Below are 1,166 nucleotides of genomic sequence, written 5' to 3'. Positions count from 1 at the left end.
AGAACTAAAATTAATTTGCCCAAACTTGCTAAAAATAGAAATATAAAAACGATTCAAATGGCGGAAGAATTGGATAAAAATAATAATAGCAGCCATATTAAAAAATTAATAAATTTGGCAAAAGAAATATTCAATTAGGTTTTTGAAATGGAAAAAGAACAAAAGTTTATAGCGTTATACGGAGAATTAAATAGCCCCGAAGATTTTTTAACCGTCCCGTTTGAAATACTTGAATATAGGCGAGAATTAAATATAACCGCTTCGGAGTTTACTTTTATATGCGAGATATTTCATTTAACTTCAAAAGATTTTAATTTGATTAAAGATAAAGATATTACGGGAAATAAAATAAGATTTTGTCGTCAAAGAGCAAGTTTAAAAAGCAAAGAGTATTTGAAAATAAAATTGATAAAAAATTATAAAAAAGGTGGTATCATATATGATTTTAGAGAATTAAAGAAAATAATCGATAAACTTAAAAAATCAAAATTAAAAAAATCTAAAAAAGAAACGGAAACAAAAATAAAAGTTGAAACTAAAAACGATATAAATCAAAAATACGAAGAGGATGCTTTTATTAAAAAATATAATGGTTTGCTACTTAAATTATTGGGGGTTGATTTTTCTAATTATCAAAAAGCTCAAAATGGAATAAAAAAATATTTGCTTGCAACTTTTATAAACAGAAAAAATACCTTAAGTAAATCTCTAAAAATTGCCGAACAGTCTTTTTTAAAACTTCCACCAGAAAAAAGAAATTATTTAAAATTACAAGATTGCATGATAAATGCATTGCTAAATGGAAATGAAATAAAAGATGAGAAATTAGAAAAAGAAACGGAAGCGAAAGATAAAAAATCAATTCCAAATGGGATTGATAATCTTAATAAATTATTAAAAGTAATAGAAAAGAAGGGGGATATAAATGAAACTTATAAAACTATTACAAACACCGCATGAGTATTATTGCTTGAAAAGTTATAAAGAATATTTAACGAAGCTTTATGCTAATGCGAGAGAGGGCAAAGACCCTAATTGTCGTAAATGCGATGACGAAGGCTACATTAAAACAAAAAAGAATATAGCCTTTGGAAAAAGAGAATGGAGTATTCCAGAATTATGCGATTGCGTTAAAAGTGAAAAAACCGAGGAAACCAATAATAATT

At 25.8% G+C, this 1,166-nt stretch carries 1 protein-coding gene and 1 pseudogene; both read left to right on the top strand.

Translation table 11 applies throughout. The features are described 5' to 3' along the window. Nucleotides 1-147 precede the first annotated feature (147 nt). A complete protein-coding gene (locus tag EZH24_RS12255; protein ID WP_137999342.1) occupies nt 148-960 on the top strand; it encodes a hypothetical protein in 813 nt (270 codons plus the stop codon). After that, a pseudogene (locus EZH24_RS12250) lies at nt 926-1,166 on the top strand (ATP-binding protein); the annotation flags it as partial. The gene EZH24_RS12255 and the pseudogene EZH24_RS12250, both read left to right, overlap by 35 nt.

Source organism: Brachyspira catarrhinii (assembly GCF_005518285.1).
Lineage (GTDB): Bacteria > Spirochaetota > Brachyspiria > Brachyspirales > Brachyspiraceae > Brachyspira > Brachyspira catarrhinii.
This window is presented reverse-complemented; position numbering and strand designations above follow the sequence as displayed.